A 22,105-nucleotide genomic window follows, 5' to 3' on the forward strand; every position below is an offset into this window, starting at 1 on the left:
TGGATCAGTCGTAGTTAAGGCGGGGTTGAGGCGCAGGCGTTGGTTCCGCATCTTTTTGGCCGACGTTCTGATTTTCGGCGCTTGTGGCGGAAAGGCCACGCGACAGGAATTCGGCCATCGCCTTGCCGATGCCGAGCGGCGTGTGCTGCGCCATCTGCTGCACCATTTTCTGGTCCTGCATGTCGCGGAAGGTGTCGATCGCCTGGCTGTCGAACAATGGCTCGGCAAGCTTTGCCGCGCGCATCGATTTCAGCATCATGCCGGTGAACACCGCCTCGAACTGCTCCCCGGCGGCCTTCAGGTTTTCGCTGGAAGCCTCACGCTTCAGGCCCGAGTCGATGCCGGTGGTTCCGGAAATGCGGCCGATCGGGGCGGCGGCAATCTGCGTCGGCCCGCTCACAGGACGATCAACTCGGCCTTGAGTGCGCCGGCTTCTTTCAGCGCCTCGAGGATGGCGACGAGGTCTGCCGGCGAAGCGCCGATCGCGTTCACGGCCTTGACGATGTCGGCGAGCTTGGGGCCGGGGGCGAGGAGGAACATCGGGCGATGCTCCTCATCCACCGCAACACCCGATTTCTGCTCCCGCGCGGTCTGGCCCTGGCTGAACGGCGCGGGCTGGCTGATGCGCTGATTCTCGTCGATCCGCACCGTCAGCTTGCCGTGCGTCACGGCGGCGGGGCCGACGCGCACCGCGGAATTGATGACGACCGTGCCGGAGCGGGCGTTGACGATGACCTTGGCGGGCGGCTCTGCCGAGACGACGTCGAGGTTCTCAATCGTCGACATCAGCGTCGCGCGCACGTCGGCACCGACCGGTGCGCGCACCGCGACCGACACGGCGTCGACCGCCTGCGCCACGCCGAAGCCGAGACGCTGGTTGATCGCCGCGGCGACATTCTGCGCGGTGGTGAAATCCGCGCGCTGGAGATTGAAGGTGAGGTTGGGCGAATCGGCAAAGCCGGTCGCAACCGCGCGCTCCACCGTGGCGCCTTCGGGGATGCGGCCGGTCGAGGGCGTGTTGACGACGATCTGCGACCCGTCCTTGCCCTCCGCGCCGAGCCCGCCGACGGCGAGGTTGCCCTGCGCCATGGCGTAGATCTGGCCATCGGCACCGAGCAGCGGCGCCATGATCAGGCTGCCGCCGCGCAAGCTTTTCGCCTTGCCCATCGAGGAGACGGTGATGTCGATCCGCTGGCCGGGCTTCGCAAAGGCGGGAAGCTCGGCCGTGATCATCACGACCGCGGCGTTCTTCAGCCCCTGATTCGCATTGGGCGGCAGTTGCAGGCCGAAGCGCGAGGCGACCGCCTTCATCGATTGCACGGTATATTCGAGATTGTCGTCGCCCGTGCCGGGCAGGCCGACGACCACGCCATAGCCGGTGAGCTGGTTCGACCGGATGCCCTGGAACCCGCCGAGATCCTTGATCCGGTCGGCCGAGGCGGGCGCCGCAACGCACAGCGCCGCGATCAGCAGCGCAGGGAGGGCGAGAAGGGTGCGGAACATGGTCATGATGCTCGCTTCTGGGGCAGGCGTGGTTAATTCGGCGCTAAATGGCGGCGGTCAGAACGGGCTGACGACCTGGAAGAACCGGCTGAGCCAGCCCTGCCGCCCGGCGCGTGCGACATCGCCTTTGCCGGTATAGGCGATCTGGGCATCGGCGACGCGCGTCGACGCCACGCGATTGTCGCGGTCGACGTCGGCGGTGCGCACCAGCCCCTTGATCTGGATGAATTCGTCGCCGCGGTTCAGCGTCACGCGCTTCTGCCCCTGCACCAGCATGGTGCCGTTGGGATAGACCTGCGCCACGGTGACCGAGATTTCGCCCGACAGCGAATTGGCCTGGCCGGCGGTGCCGGTACCGTTGAAGTTGCGATTGCCGCTGACGCTGGCGTCGCTGGTGTTGAACAGGTTGAGCGGGCCGGTGGTCGGCGGGGTGATGCCGAAGCCGCCGCCGGAGTCGAGCTTCGACGTCGACGACTTGGACGCTGCGGTGCGTTCCACCAGGACGATCGTCAGCGGGTCGCCGACGCGGCGCGCGCGCCAGCCCTCGTGGAGTGCGGCATAGCCGTCCGCCGCCTGGAAAATCGCGCCGGTCGCCGGCGCCGGCGCCGAGGCGACGGGGAGGGGATGGACGGCGGTGAAATCCTCCGCCGGCGCCTTCTTGCCGAACAGGCCAGCGTGCGCGGGCGCGGCGAGGAGCGCGGCGCTGCACAGCGCGGCGGCGAGCGGGAGCGTGCGGGACGTCATGGCCGGTCAGTCCTCAGATGTTCTGATTGACGTATTTGAGCATTTCGTCGGTGGCCGAGATCATCTTGGAATTGACCTCATAGGCGCGCTGCGTCTCGATCATGTCGACGAGTTCCTCGACGACGTTGACGTTGGACGCCTCCAGCATGCCCTGGCGGACCTTGCCGCGGCCGTCCTCACCGGGAACGCCCATGTTGGCGGTGCCCGACGCGGCGGTTTCGACGAGGTAATTGTCGCCGATCGACTGGAGCCCGGCGGTGTTGGGGAAGCTGGCGACCTGGATCTGACCGAGGTTGGATGATTCCGCTTGGCCGGGGATCGTCGCTGACACCGTGCCGTCCATGCCGATGGTGATCGCGGTGGCATTCTCGGGCACGTTGATGCCCGGCATCACCTGATACCCCTCGGAGGTGACCAGCAGGCCTTCGGGCGAGCGCGAGAAATTGCCGGCGCGGGTGTAGCCGAGCTGCCCGCCGGGCAATTGCACCTGGAAATAGCCGTCGCCGTCCAGCGCCATGTCGAGGCTGTTGCCGGTGGTGGCGAGCGAGCCCTGCGTGTCAATCCGCGCCGTGCTTTGTACGCGAACGCCCGTGCCCAGGTTCAGGCCGGTCGCGTACTTCGTTTCCTGCGTCGACTGCGCGCCGGGCGCGGTGATCACCTGATAGCTCAGCGTCTCGAACGCGGCGCGATCACGCTTGTACCCGGTGGTATTCACGTTCGCGAGGTTGTTCGAGATCACCCGCATGCGCGTATCCTGGGCGTCGAGCCCGGTGCGCGCGATGTGCATGGCGGCGGTGGTCATGGTCTAATTCCTTCTAATCGCGCGCGGGGCTTAGCCGGGCATCCGCATGACGGAGGCGGCGCCTTCGTCCATGGTCTTGGCTTCCTTCAGCAGGTTCGCCTGGACCTCGTAGCTGCGCTGGTTCTCGATCATGTCGACGAGCACTTGGGTCATGTTGACGTTACTTTGTTCGAGCGTGCCGGACGCGATCTTGGCGTCCATGTTCTCGGGCAGCACGCCGCCGCCGCGCACGTGCATCAGATTGTCGAGGCCCTTCACCGTCGACGAGCCGCGGTCCGACACCAGCTTCAGCTTGTCGATCACGGTGACGTCGGTGGCGTCGCCGCCCTGCGGCACGATCGAGATCGAGCCGTCGGAGCCGATCGAGAGCGAATTGTACGGCGGAATGGTGATGGGGCCCCCCGACCCCATCACCAGGTAACCGTCGCCCGTCTGCAACGTGCCCGATGCGGTGACGGTCAAGTCGCCGCGGCGCGTATAGGCTTCGGTGCCGTCGGGCGCCTGTACCGTCAGCCAGGTGTCGGCATCGGTCAGCGCCACGTCGAGATTGCGACTCGTCTGGATCATCGCGCCGACGCTGCGGTCGGCATCGGTGACTTCCTGCGCGGCCGGCGCGCGCGCATCGAAGCGTGCGCCGCCGCCCTTCAGTTCGATCCGGTCGAACACCACGCGATCGGCACGAAAGCCGGTCGTGGAGGCATTTGCCATGTTGTTGGCGATGGCGGCCTGCGCCGCCATGTGCGCCTTGAGGCCCGTCGCCGCCGTATAGACCAGCTTGTCCATGGTTCGATCGATCCAAAGGTGTTCCGTCCACGCCGAAGCGCAAACGGAACACAGCAAGAGTCAGGCCAGAATCACGCGCGGATGTTGAAGATCGTCTGCGAGATCTGGCTGGAGGTATCGAGCGCCTTGGCGTTCGCCTGGAAGTTGCGTTGCGCAGCGATCAGCTCGACCAGCTCCTCGGTAATGTCGACGTTCGATCCCTCGATCGTGCCCGACATCAGCTTGCCGAAGCCGTTCTCGTTCGCGGCGCCCATCGTTGCCGTGCCGGAAAGACCGCTCGCGCTCCAATATTGCCCGCCGGTCTGGCGCAGGCCCGTCGGGTTGACGAAGTTCGCCAGTGCGACCTTGCCCAGCTTCACCGCGTCGCCGTTGGAATAGCTGGCGGTGATGATGCCGCTGTTGTCGACGGTGATGCCGGCGAATTCGCCGGGCGCGGCGCCGTTCTGCGCGCGCGAAGCGACGCTGAACGGCTGCTTTCCGGCGGTGGTGCCGGTCAGGTCGAAGCTGATCGGCGCGCGGGTCGCGTCGCCAGCGTCGGGGAAGGCGAGCGAGAAGGTGCCGCTGCCCAGCAGATTGCCGCTCGAATCAAAGGCGATGTCGGTGCCGCCCTCGTTCAGTTCGACGTCGCCGACGAAGCTGTGGACGGTCCATTCGCTCGCGGTGCTGGTCGCATCGGCCGGTGCCTTGCGCACGAAATAGTTGGTCAGCGTCTGCGGATTGCCGGCCGCGTCATAGATGGTGGTGGTGGTCGCGCTGCCGTAGCTGGCCGGATTGGTACGGTTGAACTCGACGTCCGACGCGGCGGCGCCGGCGTTCAGATTGGCCTTCAGCGACAGCTTGCTGGTCGCGATCGCCGGGCCGCTGCTGTCGGGAACGCGCACGTCGATCAGCGTGCCGGCGCCGGGCACGGTGCCGTCCGTCTCGACCGCATAGGCCTGCAGGCGGCTGCCCTGCGCATCGGTGATGAAGCGGTTGGGATCGACGCCGAAGCTGCCGTTGCGGGTGTAGGCGATGGTGGTGCCGCCGGGCGCGGTCGTCTTGACCGGGAAGAAGCCGTCACCGGCGATCGCGAGGTCGAGCGACGAGCCGGTCGTCACCAGGCTGCCCGCGCCGAACATCTGCTTGTTCTGCGCCAGCGCGGCGCCCGAGCCGGTCAGGCGGCGCGGATCGCTGGTGAAGTTCGATGCCATGATGTCGGTGAATTCGCTGCGGCTCTTCTTGAAGCCGTTGGTCGAGACGTTGGCGAGGTTGTGCGAGATGGTCGACATGTCGGTCTGCGCAGCCTGGAGGCCGGAAAGCGAAGTGTAGAAGGACATGAGGGAAGCTCCTGGAACGTGGGATAGGTGAGGGGAGAGGTCAGCCGATCTGGCGAACGGCGGTGGCGGGAACCTCACCGATCCCCGGCAAGGTGAGGACGGCAGCGCCGCTGGTGGTCGAAACGGAGGTGACGGGCGCCCAGACGAGGCTGTTGGCGGCGACCGAGCCGCTGCCGTCATTGGCGCTGATGCTGACGGTGAAGGGGCCCGGGCCGGCATCCGCGCCGGCCGCGGTCTTGCCGTCCCAGTCGTAGCTGACGGTGCCCGCCTTCTGCGCGCCGAGATCGGCGCTGTGCAGCAGCTGGCCGTTGGCATCGGAGATCGCGACGGTGACGTTGCTGGCATCGGCGCCAAGCTCGATCCCGCCGGCGATACCCCCCGAGGCGCGGCCGTAGGCGACATTGCCCGGCGTCAGCACGGTGCGGCCGACATAGCTGACCGCGTCCTGCATGCTGGTGGCGCCCAGCTTGTCGGCGATCGCCTTCAGCGTGGAGCCCATCTCCGTGATGCCGGCGAGCGAGGAGAATTGCGCCATCTGCGCAACCATCTGCGTATTGTCGACCGGATCGAAGGGATCCTGGTTCTTCATCTGCGCGGTCATCAGCTTCAGGAAATCGGCCTGGCCCATCGTCGGGGACTTTGCGGCCGCATTCTTGGCCGCCGCGTTCGCGGTGCCGATGCCCAAATTGCCGATCGTGGCGTCAAAGGAGGTCGCCATCTATCAGCGCCCCAGCTTCAGCGTGTCGACGATCAACGACTTGGCGGTGTTCATCACCTCGACGTTGTTCTGGTAGCTGCGCGCGGTCTCCATCATGTCGACCAGCTCGCGCGTTTCATCGACCGCCGACTGGTAAACAAAGCCGTCGGCATCAGCCATCGGGTTGTTGGGATCGCGGATCTTGATCGGGTCCTCACCGGCGGTGACGACGCGTTCCACGTTGACGGTAGCCATGCCGCTCGCCTGATCGAACTGTGTCCGGAACACCGGCTTCATGCTGCGATAGGCGGTTTCCGACGAGCCGGTCACCGCGCCGGCATTGGCGAGGTTCGAGGCGGTCGTGTTCATCCGCACGAGCTGCGCGGACATTGCGCGGCCAGCGACCTGGAAGATCGATAGAGGCTGGTTCGCCATGGGTTATTCTCCCTTCAGCGCGCGGGTGAGCTGGTTGATGCGACCGTTCAGGAACGACAGCGTGGTCTGATACTGGACGGCGTTCTCGGCGAAGGCGGTCTGCTCCTTGCTGAGCTCGACCGTGTTGCCGTCCATCGAGGGCGAGTCGGGCGTGCGGTACAGTGTCGCCTGCTCGACGCCGCCCTGCCGCTCCACCGAGGCGAGCGCCTTGGTGAAATCGATGTCCTTCGCCTTGAAGTTCGGCGTGGAGGCGTTGGCGATGTTGGAGGCGAGCACGTTCATGCGCTGCGCCCGCACCTCGAGCGCCGCGCCATGAACCCCGAAAAGACTGCCGTTGGCCATTGGCCTGAAATCTCCTGCACGTGCCTGTGCGCGCAGTGTCCCAGCAAGGTGTGTGCCACTTCGCCTTGCCGGCAGAGCGCCACCCGCCAGCAAGGCGCGGGCGGCAAGATGTTGCCGGGCGGCCGGCAAGGTTGCCGGGTGGCGGCGGTGAGCCGGCGCGATTGCCGTATCAACAAGGACTTGGCCCGTGGGCGACGGAACTGGCCCGGCGCTTGCGTAGGCGCGGGGATGAACTTTGGTGCCTTCCTCGATCCAACAGCGCTTGCCATCGTGGGCGGCGGCACGGTGGCGTCGGCCATCCTGCGCAGCCCGCTGCGCGATGTGGGCGGCGCGATCGTCGCGCTGCGCGCTTTGCCGCGTCGCCCGTTCAGCGCCGATCCGCTGATCGAGCAGATCGGAGCGTTCAGCCGGATCGCGAAGCGGCACGGGGTCCTCGCGCTGGACCGATCGGTCATTGCCGACCCCGATGTTGCGGCGGCGATCGCCGATATCGTTGACGGGCACGGCCCGGCGCAGGTCGCCGCACGGCTGCACTATCTGCGTCGCGCGCGGATCGAGCGTCACGTGTCGGTTGCCGACATCTGGGCCGGCATGGCGGAAGCCGCGCCGTCGATGGGGATGGTCGGAACGTTGGTCGGGCTGGTCGCGATGTTCGTGCAGATGACCGATCCGCAAGCGATCGGTGGGGCGATGGCGGTGGCGCTGCTGGCGACGCTCTATGGCGCGTTGCTGGGCAATCTCGTCGCGCTGCCGATTGCCACGCGGCTGCGGACGGCGGCGCGGATCGAGGGGTTCGAGCGCCAGCGGCTGGAGGCGCCGCTCGTCGCGCTGGCCGCGCGCGAGGAGCCGCAGCCGGTCAGCTTCTCGCCCGCGCGGCGGAGCGAGGCGGCATGACGACAGCCGACGACTTTCCCGTTGCGGCGGCGCATCGGCCATTGTGGCTGATCACGCTGGCGGACCTCGCGCTGCTGCTGGTCGGCTTCTTCGTGCTGCTCCACGCCAATCAGAATCTTGACCGCGCCGCGCTGATGCAGGGGGTGCGGGCGGCCTTTGGCGAGCCGGCCGCGGCGCCAAGGCCGGATCCATTGCCGCTGGCGGCCGCCGGCATGTTCAACTTCGCACCCGGCTCTGCGCGCCTGCCGGCCGCGCCGGGCAGCCTTGTCGCCTGGGCTGAAGAAGCGGCGCGCGACCCGCGTGTGACGCTGCGCATCACGGGCGCGGTCGACGGGTCACCCGCCGATGTCGATCGCGCGACCGGCAGTGCTGCGGTGCTTGCCGCCGATCGCGCGCGCGCCGTCGCGTCCTCGCTTGCCCCGGTGGCGAATGGCCGCATCATCATCCTGACCGCCGACCGGCCATCGCGCCGGCAGGTCGTCGTTACCTTGTCCCTTACCGGAGAATCCATGTGATCGCGCTCGTCCTGGCGCTCGCTGCGCCTGCCACCGCCCATCAGGATACGACCGCACTCGACAAGGCGGTCGCCGCCTTTGCCGGCAAGTCGATCGGCGAGGATGGCGGCCCGCGTGCCGCGATCGACCCGCGGCTGCGGCTGAAGCAATGTTCCACCGTGGCGCTGTCCTGGCGCACCGATGCGCATGATGCCGTGGTGGTGTCGTGCGCCGCGCCGGAATGGCGGCTGTTCGTGCCGATCCGCATGCCCGCCGGCGCGACGGTAGTGACCCGGCCGGGGGGCGCCGCCGCGGCGCCGGCCGCGATGGCGGAAAAGGTCATCAAGCGCGGCGATCCTTTGGTGATCGAGGCGGGATCCGACGGCTTTTCGATCACGCGCGAGGGCATCGCCATGGCCGACGCGGCAGAGGGCCAGCGCCTGATGGTGCGAATCGATGGCGGCAAGATGCCGGTGCAGGCAGTGGCCGTTGCCGCTGGTCGCGCGACCCTGCCCGGATGGGTGGAGTGAAAAAATTCCTAAAGGTGCCTCGCCGCCGGCCGTTTATGCCGGTGGGATCGAGGTGCAACGGGGATTTTTATGGTCGAACCGATCGGGACGAGACCGCGCGACCGCATCGCCGGCGTGTCGCGCGTTACGACGCCGGCGGCCGCCGCCGGCGTGACGAAACAGCCGCAGGCCGCGCCGACGCCGACCGTGGCGGCGCAGCTGTCGGCCAGCGCGCCGGTCGATGTGGAGCGCGTCGCCAAGATCAAGGAAGCGATTGCCAAAGGCACGTTTCCGCTTTCCCCCTCCACCATCGCCGACGCGCTGATCGCCGCCCGCTACGAATGGATGTCGAATGACAAGGCGTGATGCCCTTATCCGCGTGATCGACACGCTGCACGGCGAGATCGCCGCGCTGAAGGCGAACAATGTCGCCGAGCTGGAAAAGGCGACCTCGGCAAAGCTGACCGCGATCGAGACGCTGCGGGGTCTGGGCGAGGGGCCCGCGGGGCCGGAGCTTCGCGACCTGGCCGACGAGGCCAACCGGCTCAACGACACCTGCCGGATTTACGTGAACCTGATGGCGGCCAATGTGCGCCGTCGCCTGCAGCTCCTCACCGGTGAGGACAGCAATTCCTATCGTCGGGCACCGGCCTACGCCTGATCTGTCATCGTTCTGTGGTGCGGGCGGCGTTCGGGCCGCGCAGCACCTGTTTGCCGTTCGACCTGGCGTGCCCCTGATCCCTCGCTGACGCACACGCCTTCTGGCACACTCCTTGCTGATCGTTCCTGCGAACAGGGAATGTTTCAGCACCGATGACCGTCAACGCTCTCAATGCCGCCGCTGGGCGGGTGCAGACCGCGATCCAGCGCGCCGCTGCCAAGACCGGGATCGATTTCGATTACCTGCTTGGCCAGGCGAAGGTGGAAAGCGGCTTCAACGCATCGGCGCGTGCGCGCACCTCGTCGGCGAGCGGCCTGTATCAGTTCATCGAGCAGAGCTGGCTGGCCGTGGTGAAGAACCATGGCGCGGAGCATGGCATGGGCTGGGCCGCGGACGGCATCCAGCGCAATGGCGCCGGACGCCTGACGGTGAGCGATCCCGGCCTGCGCCGCGCGATCCTCGACCTGCGCAACAACCCCGAAGCCGCGTCGCTGATGGCGGCCGAACATGCGTCCGACAACAAGGATGCGCTGGAGGCGAGCCTTGGCCGCGAGGCGACCGGCACTGATCTCTACATGGCGCATTTCCTGGGGCTGGGCGGGGCCAAGCAGTTCCTGAAGGCAATGCAGGTATCGCCCGATCGCAACGCGGCGAGCATGTTCCCCGCCGCGGCCGGCGCGAACCGCAACGTATTCTTCAACCGCGACGGCTCCGCCCGCTCGCTGTCCGACGTGTACGAGCGGTTCGGCGCGAAGCTCGGCGACGGGGCAGGGCCTGCCGGCAGCACCGGCAATGCCGGCAATTCGTTGCCGCGTCTGCAATTTGCCGCCCAGATGCTCGACATGGAGGGCGCGACGGTGATCACCGGTGCCAACCAGTCCGCGTCCGACGCCATGACCTGGGCCAATGCCGCCATGGGCCGTACCGCCAATCAGGCATCGGCGCAGGCCGCCAATCTGCTGCGCCCGTCGCCCGATAATGCCCGGCTGGCGTACATGATGCTCGCGAGCATGGGGGGCTGACCTAAGTGAAGCTGCTCGCCAATTCGCGCCAGGTGGCGCTGCCCGCCGCGATCCTGCTGCTGGTGCTCGTGATGGTTGTGCCGATCCCGGCCTTCCTGCTCGACATCTTTTTTGTCGCCAATATCGCAATCAGCTTGGCCGTGCTGATGGTCGCGCTGAACGCGCAGAAGCCACTCGACTTCTCGTCCTTCCCGACCGTGCTGCTGTTCGCGACGCTGTTTCGCCTCGGCCTCAATGTGGCCTCGACGCGCGTCGTGCTGGTGCATGGGCATGAAGGCGAGGCGGCGGCCGGCCATGTGATCGAGGCGTTCGGAAGCTTCCTGATCGGCGGCGACTATATCGTCGGCATCTTCGTCTTCGCGATCCTGATGATCATCAACCTGATCGTGGTGACGAAGGGCGCGGGCCGCGTGTCCGAAGTGTCGGCGCGCTTCACGCTCGACGCGTTGCCCGGCAAGCAGATGGCGATCGACGCCGATCTCAACGCCGGACTGATGACGCCCGACGAAGCCAAGAAGCGCCGTATCGAGGTGTCCACGGAGGCGGATTTCTACGGCTCGATGGATGGTTCGTCGAAGTTTGTGAAGGGCGATGCGATCGCCGCAATCCTGATCCTTGCGGCGAACATCATCGGCGGGCTGATCCTGGGCCCGGTCAGTCACGGGCTGTCGATCGCCGAAGCGGCCAAGACCTATACGCTGCTCGCGATCGGCGACGCGCTGGTCGCGCAGCTGCCGGCGCTGATGCTGTCGATCGCTGCCGCCGCGATCGTGACCCGCGTGTCGAGCGAGAAGGATCTTGCCGGCCAGATCGGCAGCCAATTCGGTAGCCCGCGCACCTGGACGCCGGTGGCCGGCATCCTTGGCCTGTTGGGCGTCATGCCGGGCATGCCGCACCTCATTCTGCTGCCCGCCGCCGCGATCGCCGGCTTCACCGCGTGGAAGCTGCACAAGATCGCGCAGCGCCCGGCGCCCATCGAGGAAGTCGCCGCGCCCGAGCCGGTCGACCAGTCGCGCATCGGCTGGGAGGAAGTGACCGACGGCATGATGGTCAATCTCGACATTGGCTATGGCCTCGTGCCGCTGGTCGATGAGCGCAAGGGCGCGCCGCTGATGGGCCGGATCACTGGCGTGCGCCGGCAGCTGTCGAAGGAACTCGGCTTCGTCGTGCCGCAGGTGAAGGTGCGCGACGACATCAACCTCGCTCCCTACACCTATCGCCTCCTCGTGGGCGGCGTGGTCGTCGGCGAGGATCAGGTGTCGCCGGACGAGATGCTGGCGCTCGACACCGGCACCGGCTTCGGCGAGTTGCAGGGCAAGAAGGCGAAGGACCCCACCTTTGGCCTCGACGCGACGTGGATCGCGCCGGGTGATGCCGATGCCGCGACCGGCGCGGGTTACCTGGTGGTCGATAGCGGCACCGTGATCGCCACGCACCTCAACCATGCGCTTGGCGCCAATGCCGCCGATCTGCTGGGCGCGGACGAGGTTCAGGCGCTGCTCGACGGGCTGAAGGAGCGCAACCCGCAGCTCGTCGCCTCGATGGTGCCGCAGCCGCTGTCGCTCACCACGCTGACCAGCGTGCTGAAGGCGCTGCTGAACGAAGGCATCACGCTGAAGGAATTCCGCCGTATCGCCTCTGCCGTCGCAGTCGTGGCGCAGCGCACGCAGGATGCCGAGGAGATCGTCGAGCTGATCCGCCCGGAACTGGGCCCGCTGATCATCCAGAAATTGTGCGGCGTGCGCGAGCCGCTGCGCGTGATGACGCTGGAGGGCGGCCTCGAGGGCCTGCTTGGCCAGGCGATGCGGTCCGACCCGTCGCGCCGCCATGTCGTCGAGCCCGAGCTCGGCCGCCGCATTGTCGATGCGCTGCAGCGCGCCGCCCAGCCGATGATCGCCGAGGCCAAGCCCTTCGCGCTCGTCGTTCAGCCCGCGATCCGCGTCGCGATCCGCAAGTTGGTCAAAACCTGTCTGCCGGATACCCCCGTCATGAGCTTCTTCGAAGTCCCCGAGGACAAGGCCGTCGAGGTCGTCGCCGTGATCGGCGCGAATGACACGCATCCTGCAATCGGTGCGGGCCAGCCGCAGATGGCGGTGGCGGCATGAGCGCGATGCCGATGGCAGCAGCCTTCGCCGAGGCGATGCCGCTGACCTATTCGCCGCGGCAGCGCGCGCGCGACGAAGGCGCCCTGGTGCGCGAGCACCTGCCGCTGGTCCGCCGGCTGGCGTGGCACGTTCATGGCAGCGTTTCGACTGCGATTGAGGTGGAGGATCTGGTCCAGACCGGCCTGGTCGCGCTGGTCGAGGCTGCGGGATCGTTCGAGGATCGCGGGCAGGTGACGTTCAAGCAATATCTCACCACCCGGCTGCGCGGCGCGATGATCGACGAGCTTCGCCGCCATGCCGCGATGACGCGCGGTGCGATCAAGCGGCGGCGCGACTATAACCGTGCGGTGCAGGCGCTGACCGGCGAACTGGGACGCGCGCCGTCGGACGCGGAAAGTGCGGCGCGGCTCGGCGTGTCGATAGAGAAGCTGCGTGCGGATTATGTCACCGCGGAAGCGGCGAAGTTCGATTCGATCGATGAAGTCTATGCCGACGACCAGCCCTGGTTCGCGAGCGACGAGCCGAGCGCGTTTGACCAGCTGGCGGAGGGGGAGATGCGCGCTCGACTGATCACCGCCATCACTTCGCTGCCCGAGCGCGAGCAGATGGTAATCCAACTGTATCACGTGGAGGAACTGAACCTCGAGGAAATCGGCGAAGTGCTGGGGGTCGGCGCGGCGCGGGTGTGCCAGATCAAGGCGAGTGCGCACGCCCGCTTGAAGAAGGCGATGCTGCGCGTCTGACCGGCAATCCGTGAGCTTGCGTTCGCAAGATATTGATTGAGATCAACTCAAATCGACGGAACGCGGCCGGGCCGCTGTGCGTAGGACCGGTCCATGCCGCAGCCCGAAACACCGCTCTTTCCCTGGCGCCACGCCGACCAGGATCATTTTGAACGACTGCTTCAGGACCATGTGGCCGACCGCTTGTTCCCGTGCGTCGGGGCGAAGGCGGCGCTGGCGCGTGGCACGCTGAGCGTCCTTGCCTGCAACCGGATCGACAGCGGGTGGGACGATCTGCGCATTCACGACGGGCTGATGCGCTTTGCCGCTGCCTACCGCGAGGAGCCGGCGCTGTTTCGCAGCTTCGCGGTCGTTTTCAACGGGCCGGTCGATCTGGATGAGGCGACGTTCGAGCGCGCCTTGTGGGACCGCGTGCAATCGCTATCCGACAAGGACGTGTGGCGCGGCCAGCCTTATGACCAGCGCGTCAGCCATGATCCGGATGATCCGCATTTCTCGCTGAGCTTCGGCGGCGAGGCGTTCTTCGTCGTCGGCATCCACCCCAATGCCAGCCGCCCCGCGCGCCGTTTCGCCAAGCCGGCGCTGGTGTTCAACCTGCACGACCAGTTCGAACGGCTGCGCGCCGAGGGCCGCTACGAAGGCATGCGCGAGAAGATCCTGGTGCGCGACGAGGCGCTGGCGGGATCGCGCAATCCGATGCTGGCGCGCCACGGCGCGGCCAGCGAGGCACGGCAATATAGCGGCCGCGTGGTCGATGAAGGCTGGGCCTGCCCGTTCCATTATCGCGGCGCTGATACCGATGCCGGCGCCACCGCCGATGATTGAGGCGACGCGCATCCCGGAGCGAAGCGGTACCGCGTTCCGGCTGGAGAAGGGCGCAACGCTTGAGGTGATCGATCCGAAAGGATGCCAAGTGGCGGACCTACTGGCATTCAACGCGGACGACGCGGGGGAGGCGATCTCTTCCGGGCGGACGTTCGACTATGCGGAGACGATCTATCTCACCACCGGGCACACGCTCTATTCCAACCGCTCGCGCCCGTTGCTGGAGATCATTGCCGACGATGTCGGGCGGCACGATTTCCTGCTGACGCCGTGCAGCGTGGACACGTTCCGGCATTTCTATCCAGACAAGCCGTTGCATCGCGGCTGCTTCGGCAACCTCGCCGCGGCGCTGGGACCTTACGGCGTGACCGAGGACATGATCCCCAGCGCATTCAACTGCTTCATGAACGTACCGGTGGATGGCGAGACCGGCAAGCTGCGCGTGCTGCCGCCGATCAGCAAAGCGGGCGACAAGATCGTGTTCCGCGCGGCGATGGACCTGGTGATCGGGCTGACCGCCTGTTCAGCGTATGATTCCAACGGCGGCAGCTTCAAGCCGATTGATTATCGGATCGCCGGCTAGCGCGCCGCCAGAGCGCGCGGGAATGAGCCGGCGCTCTGCTCGTCGCCCATGAACAAGAAAACCCGGCGGCCGATCGGCCACCGGGCTCCCACATCTTCTCTGCTGCGCCGAGCGGAGCGGCACCTGCACCCATTTGGGGGCGGTGCCGGTGCCGCTCACGGATCAGCCGAGAAGCTTCATCACGCCCTGCTGCGACTGGTTGGCCTGCGCCAGCATCGCGGTCGACGCCTGGCTCAGGATCTGCGCCTTGGCGAGAGCCGTCGATTCTGCCGAAAAGTCGGCGTCCTCGATGCGGCTGCGAGCGTCGGCGAGGTTGGTGCTCGTGGTGGTCAGGTTGTTCACCGTCACCTCCAGCCGGTTCTGGACCGCGCCGAGGTCGCCGCGCGTCGCCGAGACCTTGTCGAGAGCGGCGTCGATCGCACTGAGAGCCTGAGTTGCTGCGTCCTGCGTCGCGATTGAGATGCCGCCAGCCAGCTTTCCGTCCTCGCCGCCCTGTGCGGTGAGACCCACCTTTTCAAGCGTTGCGGCGGAACCCTGCACGCGGATGTCCGCGCCGCTTTGCGAAGACAGGGTCAGCTGGCCACGCGACGCCGCCGAGCCGTCTGACACACCAGTTGTGCCATCGACGTTGGTGACTGCCGTCGTGAAGGCGCCATCATCCTTGATCGTGATGTCCTGCCCAGTGTCGGACGTCAGCACCAGCTTGCCGTCAGCGTCGGTCGACGCCTTGATGCCCGAAACCTGTGCCTCGTTGATGGACTTTACTACGGCAGCGGTGTCCGTTGCAGCGGACAGATCGACAACGGTGCCGTTAATGCTGAATTCGTCAGGAGCGACTGCAGTGAGATCGATGTCCAACGTCACCTGATTGCGAGCGCTCGCCTGAACACCAGTCTCACCGGATGCTGCGTTGATCGCTGCCGCCTTCGATGCGGCCGACGCGTCCGACGACTTTCCAATGGTGACGCCGTTGATCTTCAGATCGTCGCTCTCGTCGAGAGCGTCCGCGCTCGCCTTGATGCCGGTGACCGCGCCGTTGGCTGCGGTCTGGTTCAGGCCGACGGACGCGAAGTCTGTGTCGCTGCCATCTTTGCCCTTTCCAACGACGACCGGCGAGCCATCGTTGCTCGAAAGCGCCACGAAGCCCTGGAAAGTACCAGCTTCGAAGCCAGCCTGACCTGGAGTAGTACCGCCAATCTTGATCGCGATGCCCGTGTCGTTGGACAACGTGATCTTGCCATCCTTGAGCGTCGCGGTCACACCCGCCACGTCGCGGTTGATGTTCTTGACCAGTTCCTCCGCATTCGCACCCGACACTTCGACGTCGTTGATCTCGAGCTTTCCTGCTTCGACCCCGGACGAGGACACGGAGTTGCCGGTCAGCGTGTTGTAGGCCGTCGCCGAAACGCCGGTTTTGGCGCTATTGTCGTTGACAGCCTTTGCCAACGCCTTCGCGGTGTCGGTGGCCGCCGTCAGATCCGCGGCGAAGGCTGCCTTACCATTCAGCGTGATGTCGCCCTTGGCGACAGCAGCCAGGGTGTCCCCGACGCGACCCGTGGTCAGCTGACCCTCGACGCGGTAGCCGTTCAGCCCCAGCGCGTTCGTGGATACCGAGCCCATCGAAACCGAGACGGTGTCACCAGCGCTGGCGCCGGTCTGGAGCTTGATGTTCTTGGCGGTGCCGTCGAGCAGCTTCAGGCCATTGAAGTTCGTGGACTTTGCAATATCGTCGATCTGCGCCGTCAGCTGAGACACTTCTGCCTGCAGCGCCTTACGCTCCGACGTGCCCAGCGTGCCGTTGGCAGCCTGGGTGGCCAGCTCCTTCATGCGCTGCAGCATGTTGGTGACTTCGCTCAGCGCGCCTTCAGCGGTCTGCGCCATCGAGATGCCGTCGTTGGCATTGCGAACGGCGATACCCATGGACTTGATCTGACTGGTCATGCGGCTGGCGATCGCGAGGCCGGCGGCATCGTCCTTCGCCGAGTTGATGCGCTTGCCGGTCGAGAGGCGCTCCATCGCGGTCGAGAGATCCGACTGCGCTTTCGTCGATGCGTTGGCGGCGCGAAGCGCCGAGATGTTGCTTCCGATAACGGTCATGGTGGGTTCCTTCGGTGTCTACGACCGCCCCGCCGCCCCCGGAGCGGAGGGCCGAGCCGTCGCCATACGAAACGGCCAACGCGTGGAAGCCTTTAGAACTTTTTGTGGGCCCGCCGGACGGGGGGAAATGCCGGGCGCTAACGCTGGTGATTGCCGGCAGGCGGCAAGATTTGGCCGGCCTTTCCGGCAAGGCGGCAAGCGGCTGCCCAAGTTGCCGTCATCGCGCGCAAGTTCATGCGGGAACGCGCCCATTCGTGTGCGCAGGTGCGTTCGGGCGCATTCGCGCGCGCGCGCGATGCGTGCCCGGAAAAATTCTGCCGGCCGGCTGCCGGTTCAAGAGGTCGTTAACCAAATGGCCGGTAGAGGCAGGATCATTCCGTGGGGGAAAAGTTTTGCGCTCGATCGTTCCGTCCGCTGCTGTTGCCGATTCGCATGTCACGCTGGTTTCATCGCTCCGCGCCCAGGGTTTTATTGTTGCCGCCCCGTCCGTCCGGCCGCAGCCGGACACTGCCTGGCTGGTGACCGAGGGCGAAGCTTCTCCGGTGCCGGCGCGCACGGTCATCCTGTCGCGCGGCGCGCCGCAGGTTACGCCCTTTCGCGACGGCGCGCCGGCGCGGCTGCGGTTCGACCATGGCGATTCGGCGGTAGGCAACGCCTTTGCCCGCGCGCTGGCTGGCGGCCCTGAGCTTCCAACCGCCGCTGACCCCGAGACGCTGGCGCTGTTCGCGCTGGCCGAGCGCGTCGCTGCGGCCGACATCACCGTCCTGATCAACGGGCCGACCGGCACCGGCAAGGAAGTGCTGGCGCGTGCGATCCATCGCAATTCGGGGCGCGCGGACGGCCCGTTCATCGCGATCAACTGCGCCGCGCTGCCCGAGACCATGCTGGAAGCGATGCTGTTCGGCCATATGAGGGGCAGCTACACGGGCGCGTCGTCCGGCGGCGAAGGCTTTTTTCGCGCAGCGAATGGCGGCACGATTGTGCTCGACGAGATCGCCGAGATGCCGCTGCCGCTGCAGGCCAAGCTGCTGCGTGTGCTGCAGGAGCGCGAAGTGGTACCGATCGGCGCGACGCATCCGGTGCCCATCGACGTGCGCGTCGTCGCCTGCGCCAATCGCGACCTTCAGGAAGAGGTCGCTGCGGGCCGTTTCCGCGCCGATCTTTACTACCGGCTGTCGGTGTTCCCGCTGACCACCCGCGCGCTGGCCGATCGCGCGCAGGACGTGCCGGCGCTCGCCGCGACGATGATCCTGCGCCATGCCGGCGTTCGCGCCGTGGTGCCTTGGCCCTCGCACGAGGCGATCGCGAAGCTGGTCGCGCACGATTGGCCGGGCAATGTCCGCGAACTCGAGAATGTCATCCAGCGCGCCCTGCTGTTCTGCGGTGGCGACACGATCGAGGCCGATCACATCCTGTTCGATCGCGCCAGCGCGCCGCGCCCGTTCGTCATTGCCGAAGAGGCCGCCGCAACCCCTGCCAGCACGCTGGGGTCGGTGGTTCAGCTGACCGAATTTGCCGCCATTCGAGAGACTTTGAAGGCGTGCGGCGGAAATCGTATCGAAACCGCCCGCCGCCTCGGCATTTCGGAACGAACCTTGCGTTACCGTCTTGCGAAGGCGCGCGAACAGGGTGAAGAGATCGCTGCGCCGCACGATCGGAGACTGACGGCATGAGCGGTGTTGGTGGGGTAGGCGGCATTGACCGGGTGATGGCGCTTCGTGCCCAGATCCTGGAGCGTAATGCCGCGCTGAGCCGTGCGAACGCGACCGTTGCGGCGGAGCAGACAGCACCCGCTTCCGGCGCGCAACAGGCGGGCAGCTTTGCCGCGACGATGGAAAGCGCGCTTCAGTCCGTGAATGCGCAGTCGCAAAAGGCCTCCGCTCTGTCGGAAGCCTATGAACGCGGCGAGACGGTCGACATCGCGAAAGTGATGCTCGCCCGCCAGGAAGCGTCGGTCGGTTTCGAGGCGACGCTGCAAGTCCGCAACAAGATCCTGTCCGCGTACAAGGACATCATGAGCATGCCGGTCTGATATGGCTAACGCACTTGCCCCTTCGAGCGCGATAATACCGGAGCGCTTCGCGAACCCGCTGAAGCAGATCCAGGGCGTGTTCGCGCAGCCCGCGGTCCGCCGTGCCGGCCCGATGGCGCTGATGGTCAGCCTGATCGGCGCCTCGGCGCTCGCTTGGTCGGCATTGTCCACGCCGCCGCAAAAGATGCTCTATTCGGGCCTGCCGGACGCCGACAAGGCAGCCGTCACCCAGGCACTGTCCGCCGCCAGCATCACGAGCCACATCGACGAGGCGACCGATGCGGTGACGGTGAACGAGGAAGATTATTCCCGTGCGCGCCTTCTGCTCGCCGGCCAAGGACTGCCTAAAGCGGCGCCGGGCGGGTACGCGATCCTCGATCAGCTGCCGATGGGCGTCAGCCGTGCCGTCGAGGGTGAGCGCCTGCGCCAGGCGCGCGAGACCGAGCTTGCCCGGTCGATCCAGGAGATCGACGTCGTCACCGAGGCGCGCGTGCATCTGGCTATGCCGGAATCGAGCGTGTTCGTGCGCGACAATGCCCAGCCATCCGCCTCCGTAGTAGTGAAGCTGCAGGGAGGCCGCGCTTTGAGCGAGGCGCAGGTGCAGTCGATCATCAACCTCGTGGCATCGTCGGTGCCGGGCATGAAGCCCGAAGCCGTGACAATCGTCGACCAAATGGGCGGCCTCCTCTCCAAGCCTGGCGCCATGGGCCAGAGCGGCACCGAACAACGGATCGCGCTGCAGCGGCAGGTGGAGGAGAAATATCGCACGCAGCTGATCCAGCTGCTGACGCCGCTGATCGGCGCGGGGAACTTTACGGCCGAGGTGCAGGCCGACGTCAACATGGACGAGACCTCCGCTACGCGTGAAAGCTATGACAAGCAGGGTGCGCTGCGTGCCGAAACCGGCAACTGGACCAGCAACCAGGCAAGCGACGCACAGGCGCCCGGCGGCATTCCGGGTGCGTTGAGCAACACGCCGCCGCCGGCTGCGACGCTGCAGCAGCCGCAGGTGGCGGTAGGCGCGGACGGCCAGCCGGTTCAGTCCGGCCAGCCGATCGCCGGTGGCCCGGCGCCGAACGCGAACAAGCAATCGGACCAGTTCGCCCGGTCCTATGACCTTGGCCGCGAAGTTTCGGTCACCCGCGCGGCACCGGGTGCCGTCAAGCGTCTATCCGTGGCCGTCCTGCTGCGCGAACCGGAGAAGGGCCGCCGCACCGCAGCCGAAATCAACCAGATTACCCAGCTTATTCGCTCAGCCGTTGGCTTTGATCAGGCCCGCAATGACCAGGTGACGGTGATCAGTCGCAAGTTCGCCGGCGAAGGCGAGGGCGCAAGTGACGGCCCGGCCTGGTATGACAATAGCTGGCTGCCGGTGATCGCGCGAAACGTGACGGCGATCGTGATTGCGCTGATGGTGTTGTTGCTGGGCGTGCGCCCGTTGGCCAAGGCGCTGATGAAGAAGAAGGAAGAGGCGGAGGCACCGTCGCACGCCGTGCTCAGCGCCGGGGGCGAGGCCATCGCTGAGGGCGAGGAGGGCGCGAATGGGGGCGCCGAAATCTCAGTGACCCCGCCGGTGACGCTCGACGAGATCGAGGCCAGTCGCAACTATGACGAGCGGATCGGCAAGGTGCGTGGCTTTACCCGTGACAATCCGGCGCGCGCCGCACTTGCGGTGCGTGACATGATGAAGGCGACGGCGCAGTGAACGAGATCGCGCTTCGCACTTTCACCGGCACGGAACGCGCCGCGGTGCTGATGATGCTGGTGGGCGAGGAGGAAGCCGCAGCGATCCTCCAAAAGCTGGAGCCTGATGAAGTGCGCGAACTTGGCCGCGCCATGTACACCGTCGCCGATGTGAGCGAGGCCGACGTGGAGGGCGTGCTGGACGATTTCGTCGGCCGTGCGCGTGAGCGGACCGGCATCACCTTCGATCCCAAGCCGAAGATCGAGGCGGTGATGCACCGTGCGCTGGGCCAAGAGAAAGCCGAAAGCGTCCTGGCGCGGATCACGCCGCCGGAAGCCGCGTGCGAGATCGAACTGCTCGACTGGCTTGACGCGACCGACATCGCCGCCATGATCGAGAAGGAGCATCCGCAAGTCGCCGCCCTGCTGATCGCGAATCTTGATCCCGCTGTCGGGGCGCAGGTGCTGGAATTGCTGCCCGATGCTGCGCAGCCGGAGATACTGCATCGCATCGCAAAGCTTGGCCCGATCACGCCGGAAGCGGTGGAAACGCTGAAGACGATGATCGGCAGCCGCGCGGCGAGTGCCGCGCAGGGCACGCAGGTCAAGCTGGGCGGTACGCGCGAGGCGGCAAAGATCCTGCAAGGTGCGCGCAAGACAACCGAGCAGCGGGTCATGCCCAAGCTGCTCAAGCTGGACAAGGAAACCGCGCGGGCGATCGAGGAGGCGATGTTCGTCTTCGACAACCTGCTCGACATGGACGACAAGAACCTGGGCACGCTGATCCGAAACATCGACAGCGATATCCTGACGCGCGCGCTGAAGGGCGTCGACGAAGCGGCGCGCAGCCGGTTCCTGGGCTGCATGTCTGCCCGTGCCGCCGACGGCATTCGCGACGAGATGGAAGCGCGTGGCCCGATGAAGCTGTCCGAAGTGCTTGAGGCGCAAAAGGTGATCATCGCGATCGCCCGCAACCTCGCCAAAGACGGTACTATCATGATGGGTGGGGGTGAGGACGATTATGTCTGAGGCGGCGGTGAGCGGTGCGTTCGTTGCGGGCTTTTCCGCGCGACAGGATGATGCGGCAGTACGGCTGCACCGCATGTTCGCGGAGCGGCCGTCAGGCTTCGCGCCGGGCGACCTGATCGCGCGAATCGAGGAAGCGTTCGCGGCCTCACCGAACGGCTTTGGTCCTGCGTCAGCAGGCACAGAGATAGACGAGGAAGAGACGCCGAGCCTTGATCCAGTAACGGCGGCGGCCGAGGTTGTGGCGATCGATCCGCTGGTGGAGGCGCATCGTGTCGGTTACGACGCCGGTTATACTGCGGGGCGGATCGAGCAGGAACAGCAGACCGCGCGGGATCTGGCGTTGCTCGAGGGCATCGCTGCGTCTCTGAAGTCCGATGAACGGCTCGATCGGGAGCGTATTGCGCAGCAGCTGCGCCAGACGGTGCTGCATCTCGTGACCCGCCTGGTGGGCGATACCGGCATTTCCGCCGAGCTGCTCGCCGCCCGAGTGGAGGCAGCGGCTGAACTGCTGGCCGACCAGAGCGAAAGCGCGATCCTGCGCGTGAACCCGGCGGATGTGGCGCTGCTTGAGGGCCGCTTGCCGGATACCGTTTTTGCGGTCGGCGATGCCGCGCTGACACGCGGCAGCTTCGTGCTGGAGGCGGCCTCTACGATCGTCGAGGAGGGGCCGGAGCTGTGGCTGGAGCAACTGACCAGTGCACTCGACAAGGTCGCCGTGCCGGCCGCGGCTTGACCATTTCCTGACTGCCCGGCAACCGCCGGGATTGCGCTCCAGACGCCGGACTGCCGACGCGTTCCGGGTGTTC

24 protein-coding genes and 2 pseudogenes are annotated in these 22,105 nt (G+C 66.5%); 15 read left to right on the plus strand and 11 right to left on the minus strand.

What is annotated here, in order from left to right; all coding sequences use genetic code 11:
• Positions 1-4: 4 nt before the first annotated feature.
• The 9 genes from ACH0CP_RS07070 to ACH0CP_RS07110 form a co-directional block, all read right to left on the minus strand.
• Positions 5-400 (minus strand): rod-binding protein, encoded by a 396-nt coding sequence (locus ACH0CP_RS07070; RefSeq protein ID WP_294442347.1) that lies wholly within the window; start codon positions 398-400, stop codon positions 5-7.
• Positions 397-1,503 (minus strand): flagellar basal body P-ring protein FlgI, encoded by a 1,107-nt coding sequence (locus ACH0CP_RS07075; RefSeq protein WP_294442363.1) that lies wholly within the window; start codon positions 1,501-1,503, stop codon positions 397-399. The genes ACH0CP_RS07070 and ACH0CP_RS07075 overlap by 4 nt, the downstream gene beginning before the upstream one ends.
• A gap of 57 nt (positions 1,504-1,560) precedes the next feature.
• The gene (locus ACH0CP_RS07080) at positions 1,561-2,247 is read right to left on the minus strand and encodes a flagellar basal body L-ring protein FlgH (RefSeq protein ID WP_294442346.1); all 687 of its coding nucleotides are present in this window, start codon (positions 2,245-2,247) and stop codon (positions 1,561-1,563) included.
• A gap of 13 nt (positions 2,248-2,260) precedes the next feature.
• On the minus strand, positions 2,261-3,049 hold the full coding sequence (gene flgG, locus ACH0CP_RS07085) for a flagellar basal-body rod protein FlgG (RefSeq protein WP_294442345.1): 789 nt from the start codon (positions 3,047-3,049) through the stop codon (positions 2,261-2,263).
• Positions 3,050-3,079: 30 nt separating this feature from the next.
• On the minus strand, positions 3,080-3,832 hold the full coding sequence (locus ACH0CP_RS07090) for a flagellar basal body rod protein FlgF (RefSeq protein ID WP_294442344.1): 753 nt from the start codon (positions 3,830-3,832) through the stop codon (positions 3,080-3,082).
• A 71-nt stretch (positions 3,833-3,903) separates the two neighbouring features.
• Entirely contained in the window at positions 3,904-5,148 is a 1,245-nt protein-coding gene (locus ACH0CP_RS07095) for a flagellar hook protein FlgE (protein WP_294442343.1), read from the minus strand.
• 40 nt (positions 5,149-5,188) lie between these two features.
• Positions 5,189-5,866, minus strand: a complete 678-nt coding sequence (locus ACH0CP_RS07100) for a flagellar hook assembly protein FlgD (protein ID WP_406875468.1) — start codon at positions 5,864-5,866, stop codon at positions 5,189-5,191.
• A 3-nt stretch (positions 5,867-5,869) separates the two neighbouring features.
• Entirely contained in the window at positions 5,870-6,280 is a 411-nt protein-coding gene (gene flgC, locus ACH0CP_RS07105) for a flagellar basal body rod protein FlgC (RefSeq protein ID WP_046407775.1), read from the minus strand.
• Positions 6,281-6,283: 3 nt separating this feature from the next.
• A complete protein-coding gene (locus tag ACH0CP_RS07110; RefSeq protein ID WP_046407777.1) occupies positions 6,284-6,622 on the minus strand; it encodes a flagellar basal body protein in 339 nt (112 codons plus the stop codon).
• Between the two features lie 228 nt (positions 6,623-6,850).
• On the opposite strand from ACH0CP_RS07110, the gene ACH0CP_RS07115 reads away from it, so the two are divergent.
• The 10 genes from ACH0CP_RS07115 (at position 6,851) to ACH0CP_RS07160 (ending at position 14,458) form a co-directional block, all read left to right on the plus strand.
• Positions 6,851-7,516: a motility protein A gene (locus tag ACH0CP_RS07115; RefSeq protein ID WP_294442341.1), complete on the plus strand. Its 666-nt coding sequence runs from the start codon at positions 6,851-6,853 to the stop codon at positions 7,514-7,516.
• Positions 7,513-8,031, plus strand: a complete 519-nt coding sequence (locus ACH0CP_RS07120; protein WP_294442340.1) for a flagellar motor protein MotB — start codon at positions 7,513-7,515, stop codon at positions 8,029-8,031. The genes ACH0CP_RS07115 and ACH0CP_RS07120 overlap by 4 nt, the downstream gene beginning before the upstream one ends.
• Positions 8,028-8,540: a flagella basal body P-ring formation protein FlgA gene (locus ACH0CP_RS07125; RefSeq protein ID WP_294442339.1), complete on the plus strand. Its 513-nt coding sequence runs from the start codon at positions 8,028-8,030 to the stop codon at positions 8,538-8,540. The genes ACH0CP_RS07120 and ACH0CP_RS07125 overlap by 4 nt, the downstream gene beginning before the upstream one ends.
• 69 nt (positions 8,541-8,609) lie before the next feature.
• Entirely contained in the window at positions 8,610-8,885 is a 276-nt protein-coding gene (gene flgM / locus ACH0CP_RS07130) for a flagellar biosynthesis anti-sigma factor FlgM (protein ID WP_294442338.1), read from the plus strand.
• Positions 8,872-9,180, plus strand: a complete 309-nt coding sequence (locus ACH0CP_RS07135) for a hypothetical protein (protein ID WP_046407784.1) — start codon at positions 8,872-8,874, stop codon at positions 9,178-9,180. Before flgM ends, ACH0CP_RS07135 begins: the two co-directional genes overlap by 14 nt.
• 152 nt (positions 9,181-9,332) lie before the next feature.
• Positions 9,333-10,202 (plus strand): lytic transglycosylase domain-containing protein, encoded by an 870-nt coding sequence (locus tag ACH0CP_RS07140; protein WP_294442337.1) that lies wholly within the window; start codon positions 9,333-9,335, stop codon positions 10,200-10,202.
• A gap of 5 nt (positions 10,203-10,207) precedes the next feature.
• Positions 10,208-12,307, plus strand: coding sequence for a flagellar biosynthesis protein FlhA (flhA, locus tag ACH0CP_RS07145; RefSeq protein ID WP_294442336.1), 2,100 nt, complete (start codon positions 10,208-10,210; stop codon positions 12,305-12,307).
• Positions 12,304-13,050, plus strand: a complete 747-nt coding sequence (locus tag ACH0CP_RS07150; protein WP_294442335.1) for a sigma-70 family RNA polymerase sigma factor — start codon at positions 12,304-12,306, stop codon at positions 13,048-13,050. Before flhA ends, ACH0CP_RS07150 begins: the two co-directional genes overlap by 4 nt.
• Before the next feature lie 93 nt (positions 13,051-13,143).
• Positions 13,144-13,875 carry a guanitoxin biosynthesis heme-dependent pre-guanitoxin N-hydroxylase GntA gene (gene gntA / locus ACH0CP_RS07155; RefSeq protein WP_294442334.1) on the plus strand — a complete coding sequence of 244 codons (732 nt, stop codon included), beginning with the start codon at positions 13,144-13,146 and terminating at the stop codon, positions 13,873-13,875.
• Positions 13,868-14,458, plus strand: coding sequence for an urea carboxylase-associated family protein (locus ACH0CP_RS07160; protein ID WP_294442333.1), 591 nt, complete (start codon positions 13,868-13,870; stop codon positions 14,456-14,458). Before gntA ends, ACH0CP_RS07160 begins: the two co-directional genes overlap by 8 nt.
• Positions 14,459-14,620: 162 nt before the next feature.
• Here the strand turns inward: ACH0CP_RS07160 and ACH0CP_RS07165 are convergent.
• Positions 14,621-14,875, minus strand: a pseudogene (locus ACH0CP_RS07165) (flagellin); the annotation flags it as partial.
• A gap of 276 nt (positions 14,876-15,151) precedes the next feature.
• Positions 15,152-16,555: pseudogene (locus ACH0CP_RS07170) on the minus strand (flagellin hook IN motif-containing protein); the annotation flags it as partial.
• A 392-nt stretch (positions 16,556-16,947) separates the two neighbouring features.
• Here ACH0CP_RS07170 and ACH0CP_RS07175 point away from each other — a divergent pair.
• Genes ACH0CP_RS07175 through ACH0CP_RS07195 form a run of 5 tightly spaced genes read left to right on the plus strand, consistent with a single transcriptional unit; the run spans position 16,948 to position 22,032 of the window.
• Positions 16,948-18,228, plus strand: a complete 1,281-nt coding sequence (locus ACH0CP_RS07175; RefSeq protein ID WP_294442332.1) for a sigma-54-dependent Fis family transcriptional regulator — start codon at positions 16,948-16,950, stop codon at positions 18,226-18,228.
• Positions 18,225-18,587, plus strand: coding sequence for a flagellar hook-basal body complex protein FliE (gene fliE / locus ACH0CP_RS07180; RefSeq protein ID WP_294442331.1), 363 nt, complete (start codon positions 18,225-18,227; stop codon positions 18,585-18,587). The genes ACH0CP_RS07175 and fliE overlap by 4 nt, the downstream gene beginning before the upstream one ends.
• A 1-nt stretch (position 18,588) precedes the next feature.
• The gene (fliF, locus tag ACH0CP_RS07185) at positions 18,589-20,292 is read left to right on the plus strand and encodes a flagellar basal-body MS-ring/collar protein FliF (protein ID WP_294442329.1); all 1,704 of its coding nucleotides are present in this window, start codon (positions 18,589-18,591) and stop codon (positions 20,290-20,292) included.
• Positions 20,289-21,299, plus strand: a complete 1,011-nt coding sequence (gene fliG, locus ACH0CP_RS07190) for a flagellar motor switch protein FliG (RefSeq protein ID WP_294442328.1) — start codon at positions 20,289-20,291, stop codon at positions 21,297-21,299. Before fliF ends, fliG begins: the two co-directional genes overlap by 4 nt.
• Positions 21,292-22,032 (plus strand): FliH/SctL family protein, encoded by a 741-nt coding sequence (locus ACH0CP_RS07195; RefSeq protein ID WP_294442327.1) that lies wholly within the window; start codon positions 21,292-21,294, stop codon positions 22,030-22,032. Before fliG ends, ACH0CP_RS07195 begins: the two co-directional genes overlap by 8 nt.
• Positions 22,033-22,105 lie beyond the last annotated feature (73 nt).

It is taken from the genome of Sphingomonas sp. 179-I 2A4 NHS, assembly GCF_045369135.1.
In the GTDB taxonomy this organism is placed as follows: Bacteria; Pseudomonadota; Alphaproteobacteria; order Sphingomonadales; family Sphingomonadaceae; genus Sphingomonas.